This window comes from Nitratireductor sp. GCM10026969, assembly GCF_042660605.1.
Lineage (GTDB): Bacteria > Pseudomonadota > Alphaproteobacteria > Rhizobiales > Rhizobiaceae > Chelativorans.
Genome location: NZ_JBHSUM010000161.1, coordinates 1 through 9,078, shown reverse-complemented (window position 1 = coordinate 9,078; position 9,078 = coordinate 1). Strand labels below are relative to the sequence as shown.

Sequence of the window (9,078 nt, the reverse complement as noted above, 5' to 3'; positions counted from 1 at the left end):
GGACGGCAAGGCGCTGACCCTTCATTCGCCGCGCTCGGCCGTCGCCAACGGCTTCGGCTTCTGCCCCGAAGACCGCAAGAGCGACGGCATCATCGGCGACCTCAGCGTGCGCGAGAACATCGTGCTGGCGCTGCAGGCCCGCCGCGGCTGGACGCGGCCGCTGCCCGCCCGTGAGCAGGCGGCGATAGCGGAAGACTTCATCCGCCGCCTCGACATCCGCACTCCCGACGCGGAGAAGCCGGTGGGGCAGCTCTCCGGCGGCAACCAGCAGAAGGTGCTTCTGGCGCGCTGGCTCGCCACGAACCCGCGCTTCCTCATTCTCGACGAGCCGACGCGCGGCATCGATGTCGGCGCACATGCGGAGATCATCCGGCTCATCGAGGACCTGTGCGCGGAAGGCATGTCGCTTCTGGTCATCTCCTCCGAGCTCGACGAGCTGGTCGCCTACAGCCATCGCGTCATCGTCGTGCGCGACCGCCACCATGTCGCGGAGCTTGTCGGCGCGGAGATCATGACCGACAACATGGTGACCGCCATCGCCTCGGACGAAAGGGAGACGGGGGCATGAACGGCGCGACCGCCTTTCTCCGACGCATCGCGCCACAGCTCGTCACGCTGACGATGCTGCTCCTCCTCGTCGCGCTCGTCTTTCCGGGCTTCTTCGAGATCTCGATCGCAAACGGGCGCCTCTACGGCAGTCCGATCGACATCCTCAACCGCGGCGCGCCGGTCGCTCTCCTGGCCATCGGCATGACGCTTGTCATCGCCACCAAGGGCATCGACCTGTCGGTCGGGGCCGTGATGGCCATCTGCGGCGCGGTGGCAGCGGCGGCCATCGACCAGGGGCTGGGGCTCGTGCCGGCACTCGCGCTGGCACTCGGCGTCGGGCTCGCTTGCGGCTTGTGGAACGGGCTCCTGGTGGCCGTGCTCGGCATTCAGCCCATTGTCGCGACCCTGATGCTGATGGTCGCAGGCCGCGGTATCGCGCAGCTCATCACCGAGGGCACGATCCTCACCTTCACCCATGAGGGGCTCATCTTCATCGGCGCCGGCGCCTTCCTCACCATACCGATGCCGGTCCTGATCTGGATCGTGACCGGCCTTCTCGTGGCGTTCATCGTGCGGCGCACGGCGCTCGGCATGCTGATCGAGGCGATCGGCGTCAATCCGCGCGCCAGCACGCTCGCGGGCATCAACACGCGCGTGCTCCTGATCGCCGTCTACATGACCTCGGGGCTGTGCGCGGCACTTGCCGGCGTGATCGCCGCCGCCGACATCAAGGGCGCCGACGCCAACAATGCGGGACTCTGGCTGGAGCTCGACGCGATCCTCGCGGTGGTCATCGGCGGCACCTCGCTGCTCGGCGGGCGCTTCTCGATCATCGCCTCGCTGATCGGCGCCATGATCATCCAGACGGTCAACACGGGAATCCTTCTTTCCGGCTTCCCGCCGGAGTTCAACCTCATCATCAAGGCCGCGATCATCCTCGTCATCCTCGTGCTGCAGTCGCCTGCCGTGCGCACGGCGTTCGTCTTCCTCCGGCGCGAGAAGTCGTCCGCCCAGGCCAAAGCGGAGACCGTCGCCCAATGAACGCACGCACCCTTCCGCTCCTGGCAACCGTGGCGATCTTCCTGATCGCCTATGCCGTCTGCTACGCGCAGTTCCCCGCCATGCTGTCGACCCGCGTCATCGGCAATCTTCTGACCGACAACGCCTTTCTGGGCATTGCCGCGGTGGGCATGACGTTCGTTATCCTGTCGGGCGGCATCGACCTGTCGATCGGCTCGGTGATCGCCTTTTCCGGCGTCTTCATCGCCGTGCTCCTGCGCGATACGGGCCTGCATCCCCTGCCCGTCTTCGCCATGCTTCTGGTGGTCACGACCCTCTTCGGCGCCGCCATGGGCGCCACCATCCATTGGCTGGAGATGCCGCCCTTCATCGTCACGCTCGCCGGCATGTTCCTGGCGCGCGGCATGGCCTATGTGCTCAGCATCGATTCGGTGCCGATCACCCATGAATTCTATGACACGCTGCAAGGGCTCTATTATCTCATGCCCGGCAAGGGACGGCTGACGTTCATCGGCGGGCTGATGCTGCTGGTCTTCCTCGCCGGCATCCTGCTTGCGCACCGCACACGCTTCGGCACCAATGTCTATGCGCTCGGCGGCGGCGCGCAGACGGCCAGGCTCATGGGCGTGCCGGTGGGGCGCACGACGGTCCAGATCTACGCGCTCTCCGGGTTCCTGGCGGGCCTTTCCGGCATCGTCTTTTCCATATACACCTCCGCCGGCTACTCGCTTGCAACCGTCGGCGTGGAGCTTGACGCCATCGCCGCGGTCGTCATCGGCGGAACGTTGCTCACCGGCGGCAGCGGCTTCGTGGCGGGGACCCTGATCGGCGTTATGATCATGGGGCTGATCCAGACCTATATTATCTTCGACGGAACGCTTTCGAGTTGGTGGACCAAGATCGTGATCGGGATCCTGCTGTTCGGCTTTATCGTACTGCAGAAGGCGCTGGTCTGGCTGACCGGCAGGAACGGCCGGGCACTGGGGGCGGCGCGCTAAAGGGCATGGATTTGCTGAGAACCGCCATAGCGGGACGGGTCGTGCGCAACCACCACGCATTCGTGGTGCACGAGATCGGCACGGCGATCGTCAAGGGCGAGTATCCGGTGGGCTCACTGCTTCCGGGCGATGCCGAGCTTGCCGAGCGTTTCAACGTCTCCCGCACGGTCCTGCGCGAGGCCATGAAGACGCTTTCGGCAAAAGGCCTCGTCTTCGCTCGCGCGCGTATCGGAACGCGTGTGACCGAGCGCACGCAATGGAACCTCTTCGATGCCGACGTGCTGACCTGGCATTTCGAGGCCGGCGTAACGCAGGACTTCCTGCGTCATCTGAGCGAGATGCGTCTGTCCTTCGAGCCCTTTGCCGCCCGGCTCGCCACGCAAAACGCCACGCCGGACGAAATCGCCCGGCTCTACGGCCTTACCGACAAGATGGGAGCCGCGCATTCCAAGGAGGACTTCGCGCTGGCCGATCTCGAACTTCACATGGCCATCCTGGATGCCTCGAAAAACCCCTTCATGTATTCCGTCGGCAATCTCATAGAGGCCGCGCTCGTTTCGGCCTTCAAACTCAGTTCACCGGTCGAGAGTCCGCGGCACCAGGATTCGGTGAAGCAGCACCGGGCCATCGTCGAAGCCATAGAGGCGGGAGACGCGGATGCCGCCGCCGCGGCAATGCAGACCGTCATCATCGTCGGGCGCGACAGCGTGAGCGATCGGATCGGGAAGGAGCCGAACGCGGAAAGGCAATGATACCGGGCGAGTTGACGAACAGCACCGGCACCGTTGTCGCGATGCACGAAGTGCCGGAATGCCTGCAATCAGGCTCGCGCCGTGACTGCAATTGCATACAACCATATTTTTCTGAACAAAATGAATGACTTGACAGGAAGTCGCCTGATCGCCTACCTCTAGATGCCTGACGTCTGCGCTACGTTTTCAAGCAGACGATCAGGTTTTTTGGAAGTGTCTATTTTTTATGGAGGATCAACGTTATGGGCTATATGTTTTCTTGGAACGCTAATCCCATCGACGTAAAGACCACGCGCGAAGACAAGCGCCGCAGTGAGATCAAGCTCACCGAAACCGAGAAGAAGTCGCTGGGTAAAGGCTGAGCGACGGGAGGGAGGTTCGCCTCCCTCCTTCTGTTCCTTCCCAGATGAAATTACCCTGTGAACGCGATTTTTCGCTGAAGGAGGCCAGAAGACGCATTCTGGCGGAGTATGCGGATCTTCGTCTCTCCTTTGAAGAATCGACATACGGCAAGGTCCTCAGGACCTGCTTCGTGTCCCTCCGCGACGGCGACGGCATCCCTGTCAGCAGGGGCGCGGGCAAAGGCGATGCCGAGACGGCGTTTGTCGGCGGGCTTCACGAGGCCCTGGAGCACTACATAACGGACCGTTTCGATACATTCGGTGATCTTGAATTGGTGCCCGTCCGGCAATTGCTGGACCTGCCGGTCAACCAGATACTGAACGAGATCCTGCTCCAACAGCCGCACGCCACGATGGCCTGCCGCCGCTGTCGGACCGGCACGGGGGATGAGCGGTATTTCCCCCTCGCACTTTCCGTTCCCCTCTATGCCGCCTCGCCGCTTCCCGGCGACAGTTTCGACTATTCGGCGCTGCGGCGCTATTCGAGCAACAGCGGCACCGCGATTGGGTCAAACGCGTCTGAAGCGACACTTCACGCGCTGAACGAATGCATCGAGCGGCATGATCTCTCCAGGTTCCTGGCAACCCATTTCCTCCACGACCGCGACGAGCGGCTGCGGCAGGTCGATCGCCCGGCCGTTTCCGCCGCGAATCTCGCCGCCTGGCGCAGCGCCGAGGAAGAAATCGGCGCGCCGGTCACGGTCCTCGACATCGCGACGACAGGCGCCTGTGCCACATATTTGGCGTTTGCCGATAATCGCTCCCCGATGCCTCGCCTTTTCGGCAGCGGCAGTTCAGGCTTCCCCGCCCACGCGATAGGCCGCGCGCTCAGCGAACTCGTTCAGCTCCATCTTGTCCAGAAGGTCAATTGCGAGGCCGAGGAGCAGCAGCGCAATGCCGTGAGACACCTCCAGCGCTGGCCGAAGCTTCTGCGCTGTCTGATGTGCGATCTTCCGGGCCTGCTCGAAAGACGTCCGATCGTACGGCAGGCGGTGCCGCCCGCGCCGGACGAGCATCTGCCCAGCAGTGTCCAGGTCGAAAAGGTCAAAGCCGCTCTTGAAGAGCAGCGGCTGCTGTTTCTGACCACGACGTTGCATTCGAGCGAGCGCTGCTGCGTCACGCAGGTGGTGGTCCCCGCATTCGATCGTTTCTACCTCGTGGCGAGCGGCAATGTCGTCCTGCCCTCCTTCGCGCAGGACGCAGGCCATGACTGACGCCGAAAGATGGCTGCAGCACGAGCAACGCCAACAGAACCGCATTGCGGAAAACCGGGAACGCGGAACGCCGGCGCGGCTTGAGGAACGCATGCCGATATCGCTCTGCCAGTATTTCGTGCTGCACACGGAGGAAGGCGCCTGGCTCGGACGCAAATACCCAAGAATCCGGGCCGACGGCCCCGACGGCTTCGAACTGTCGAGCCTCCTCGCGCCCGACATGTTGCTGGGGCTTTTTCGGGACATGGCCATCGGCAGTGGAACGGTCGACTTTTTCTACACTCCGATCACGCGCAGGCATGCCCAGCAGATATTCGCCCACTGCACGGCGATGCGATCGGGCGAGATCGTTTTTCCGTTTCCGGCACTCGACGACCGGTTTTGCGAACTCGTCTGCCCGACCGACTACTGGGAAGGGGCAAGCCTGGACGGCGAGCGGCTGGCACAGGAGGAAGCTCATTTCCGGCAAGCCTGCCAGGCATTGTTCGCGGCACGCCTCGCGCCGCGGGCAGCCGTTTTCGATCCTGCCTGTTCGACCGGGGATTTCATCGCCGGCCTAGCACGTGGCGATCCCCGGCTCCGCTATGCCGGTTCCGACATTTCCGAAGCGATGGTCCATCAGGCGCGTGCCCGCCATGCCGCGACGGAAGTGGACTTTGCCGTTGCCGATGCCGGTAGCTCCCAAGGCCCGTGCTGCGATGCGCTTGTTCTGCGCTTCCTGAACGCGGAGGTCGTCGCCCGATGCGAGGCGGAACAATATTTCCGCCACCTGTCGCACCGCGTCCGCCCCGGCGGCCTGATCGTGGTATTCGGCCATACGCCCGTTGTCTGCCCGGTTCGGTGGCTCTGCCACGAGCTGGCCCTGAACATCCGCTCGGCCCTTGAAAGCACGCCCGATGGACGGCTGTTTCAGTTCTACGTGGTCGAGATGCCGTGACTGCAGCCACCGAAACAGGTTTTCTGGAAAGCAGCGGCCATCGCATCCGCTGGGAGCGGCATGGCAACCGCAACGGCCGGCGCTGGATGTTCGTTCATGGCGGTCCGGGCGGAAGAAGCATGGTGGAGCACCTCGCCTTCTTCGACCTTGCCACCCATGACGTCCTGCTTTTCGACCAGCGCGGTTGCGGCGGGTCGACACCGCGCGCAGCGCTCGAAGACAACTCCACGTTGGCTACGGTGTACGACATGGAGCGGCTGCGGTGCAGACTGGGGTGGCGCAGTTTGAGCCTTCTGGGCATTTCCTGGGGCGCCTGGCCTGCCGCCGAATATGCACGGCTCTTCCCGGGCAACGTCGACAGGTTCATTCTGGCATGCCCTTTCGCTCCCGCCCCCGCAATTCTGCGCCTTTCTGAGGATGTACTCTTCGAGAGCCTCGAGGAATGGCCGTCGGCGATCTCGAAGCCGCGCGGAATCGGCACTGACCAGCCCTACGCCGACTGCCTGGTAGCGCTCACTTCGGGTGAGCCCGTGCGCGTGCGCTCCACCGCACGGTTGTTCCTTGAGATCGATGCACGCATGGCCGGGACGACTGCAACCGACGCGCTCTTCGAACGGCTTTTCGATGCGGAGACGGTCGCGTCTTTCATCCTCCAGGCACACTACGCGGCGAACGCTTATTTCAGCCCTATGCCGTGTAATGGCGAGGCGCATCCGGCAGCAGCGCGCGGGAGCACGCTTACAGGCACGCGGGACATTGCAGGCATGATTGCGGCGGACTGGTACCGGCGCGCCGGTCTGACAGCGCGCGAGCTCCCGGGGATCGGCCACGCGGCGTTGCATCCGCAGATGCTGCGGGCGATCCGCCGGCAAGTGGCGTAGGAGCACGGGAATGCCGGGTGCCGAAGGCATGGCTGGGAAGACCCGCGCGACACTCGCGCCTATTCGAAGAACGGATCGGTGACGATCCGCTTTCCGAGCATGAAGGCATCGGCGACGTGCACCAGGGGTGAGACGTCCACGTCGCTCGCGCCGGTGGCGAGCAGCTCCGCAAAACGGGCATAGATACCGTCATACTCGGCTTCCGGCCCGTGGTCGGCCGCAACCCCGTCGATCGCCATCTTCGCACCGCCTTCGCTGAGGGCCAGCACGCCTGCGTCGGTCTCGACCGTAATGTCCCAGCTCTGCGGTCCCGTCTGGCGCCAATCGAAATCGGCCGTCACCGGTGCGCCTGCGGCATCGATGAACGCCAGCCTTGCCGCGATGGGCGTGTGCCGGTTCTGCGGGAATTCGAGCTCCGCGGCCGTAAGATGGACGGGCTGCGGCGTGATCTCAGTGAGGATCGACAGCGCGTTGATGCCGGGGTCGAAGACCCCTGCCCCGCCCGGCTCCCAGATCCACGCCTGGCCGGGATGCCAGCGGCGCACATCCTCCTTCCAGACGATGGTCGCACGGCGCACGGTCTTGCCGGCAAGCCAAGCCTTGGCAGGGCCGACCGCCGGCGCGAAACGCGAATGCCAGGTGGCGAAGAGCGAAAGGCCCTTCTCCTCTGCCAGCGCCTTGAGCGTGTGGACCTCGGCCACGGAGGCGCCCGGCGGCTTTTCCAGAAGCACGTGCCTGCCGGCCATGAGCGCTTGCCGCGCCATTGTGAACCGGACCTGCGGCGGTACGCACAGCGCGATTGCCGCAACGTCCGGGCGCTCCTCCAGGAACGTGTCGAGCGTGGCGAAGTTCTCCACCCCGTCGACATGCGTGTTGCGGCTCACCGTCGCCGCAAGAGTGAAGGAGGGATTGCGCCCGATCGAGGGAATATGCTGGTCGCGGGCGATCTTGCCGACGCCGGCGATGGCGATCGATACCGGTTCAGTGGCTTTCACGTGCAACGCCCCTTCCACGGTTACCGACCAGGAAATCGAAATCCGCGCCGGTGTCCGCCCCTTGTACGTGGGTATGGAACAGCCGCGCATAGCCGCTTTCGGGCACTTCGACCGACGGCTTCCACTCCTCCAGCCGAGCGGCGATCTCCACCTCCGGAACGTCGAGGTGGAGGCGGCGCGCCGGCACGTCGATCTCGATCATGTCGCCGTCGCGCACGATCGCCAGCGGACCGCCCACCGCTGCCTCGGGCGAGGTGTGGAGCACGACCGTGCCATAGGCGGTGCCGGACATGCGTGCATCCGAGATGCGGACCATATCGGTGATGCCCTTGCGCAGCACTTTCGGCGGCAGCCCCATATTGCCGACCTCGGCCATGCCGGGATAGCCCTTCGGCCCACAATTCTTCAGGACCATGACGCAGGTCTCGTCAATGTCGAGCGCCTCGTCGCCGATCTTGGCCTTGTAGTCCTCGATGCTCTCGAAGACCACGGCGCGGCCGCGATGGCGCATCAGATGCGGGCTGGCGGCCGAAGGCTTGATGACGGCGCCATCGGGCGCGAGGTTGCCGCGCAAGACGGCGATGCCGCCGTGCTGGGTGAGCGCCCTGTCGAAGGGGCGGATGACATCCTCGTTCCAGTTGCGGACCTCCGCCAGTTCTTCCGCGAGCGGCCGGCCCGAAACAGTGAGCGCACAGCCGTCGAGCCTGCCGGCCTCGAACAGCATCTTCAGCACCACCGGCAGCCCGCCGGCATAGAAGAACTCCTCCATGAGGTAGTCGCCGGACGGCATCAGATTGACGATGGTCGGAATGTCGCGGCCGACCCTATCCCAATCGTCCAGCGTCAGTTCGACGCCGATGCGGCCGGCGAGCGCCAGAAGGTGGATGACCGCATTGGTGGAGCCGCCGATGGCGCCGTTGACGCGGATGGCGTTCTCGAAGGCGGTGCGGGTGAGAATGTCGGAGGGCTTCAGATCGTCCTTGACCATGTCGACGATGCGCCGCCCCGTCAGATGCGCCATCACCCGGCGACGGCTGTCGACGGCGGGAATGGCCGCGTTGCCCGAAAGCGCCATGCCGAGCGCCTCGGCCATGGAGGCCATGGTGGAGGCGGTGCCCATGGTGTTGCAGGCGCCGGGCGAGCGCGACATCGACTGCTCGGCCTCCAGGAAGTCGGCGCGTGTCATCCGCCCGGCCTTTATGTCTTCCGACATCTGCCAAAGCGCCGTGCCCGAGCCCACCCGCTCACCGCGGAACCAGCCGTTGAGCATCGGCCCGACGGAAAAGGCGATCGCCGGAATGTCGACCGTCGCGGCGGCCATGAGCAGCGCC

9 protein-coding genes are annotated in these 9,078 nt (G+C 64.7%); 7 read left to right on the top strand and 2 right to left on the bottom strand.

Annotation, left to right across the window (positions count from 1 at the left end):
• The 7 genes from ACFP9U_RS21335 to ACFP9U_RS21305 form a co-directional block, all read left to right on the top strand.
• Positions 1-568: ATP-binding cassette domain-containing protein (locus ACFP9U_RS21335; protein WP_378624556.1), on the top strand; the 568-nt coding region annotated here is incomplete at its 5' end.
• Complete coding sequence (locus tag ACFP9U_RS21330) at positions 565-1,590, top strand: ABC transporter permease (RefSeq protein WP_378624554.1); 1,026 nt, start codon at positions 565-567, stop codon at positions 1,588-1,590. The genes ACFP9U_RS21335 and ACFP9U_RS21330, both read left to right, overlap by 4 nt.
• Positions 1,587-2,567, top strand: a complete 981-nt coding sequence (yjfF, locus tag ACFP9U_RS21325; protein ID WP_322453472.1) for a galactofuranose ABC transporter, permease protein YjfF — start codon at positions 1,587-1,589, stop codon at positions 2,565-2,567. Before ACFP9U_RS21330 ends, yjfF begins: the two co-directional genes overlap by 4 nt.
• Positions 2,568-2,572: 5 nt before the next feature.
• On the top strand, positions 2,573-3,319 hold the full coding sequence (locus ACFP9U_RS21320; protein ID WP_378624551.1) for a FadR/GntR family transcriptional regulator: 747 nt from the start codon (positions 2,573-2,575) through the stop codon (positions 3,317-3,319).
• Between the two features lie 406 nt (positions 3,320-3,725).
• The gene (locus ACFP9U_RS21315) at positions 3,726-4,934 is read left to right on the top strand and encodes a YcaO-like family protein (RefSeq protein ID WP_378624550.1); all 1,209 of its coding nucleotides are present in this window, start codon (positions 3,726-3,728) and stop codon (positions 4,932-4,934) included.
• Positions 4,927-5,871, top strand: a complete 945-nt coding sequence (locus ACFP9U_RS21310; protein WP_378624548.1) for a class I SAM-dependent methyltransferase — start codon at positions 4,927-4,929, stop codon at positions 5,869-5,871. The genes ACFP9U_RS21315 and ACFP9U_RS21310 overlap by 8 nt, the downstream gene beginning before the upstream one ends.
• Entirely contained in the window at positions 5,868-6,752 is an 885-nt protein-coding gene (locus tag ACFP9U_RS21305) for an alpha/beta fold hydrolase (RefSeq protein ID WP_378624546.1), read from the top strand. The genes ACFP9U_RS21310 and ACFP9U_RS21305 overlap by 4 nt, the downstream gene beginning before the upstream one ends.
• Before the next feature lie 59 nt (positions 6,753-6,811).
• On the opposite strand, the gene ACFP9U_RS21300 is transcribed toward ACFP9U_RS21305, so the two are convergent.
• On the bottom strand, positions 6,812-7,747 hold the full coding sequence (locus ACFP9U_RS21300) for a Gfo/Idh/MocA family protein (RefSeq protein WP_378624543.1): 936 nt from the start codon (positions 7,745-7,747) through the stop codon (positions 6,812-6,814).
• Positions 7,734-9,078: dihydroxy-acid dehydratase (locus ACFP9U_RS21295; RefSeq protein ID WP_378624542.1), on the bottom strand; the 1,345-nt coding region annotated here is incomplete at its 5' end. The genes ACFP9U_RS21300 and ACFP9U_RS21295, both read right to left, overlap by 14 nt.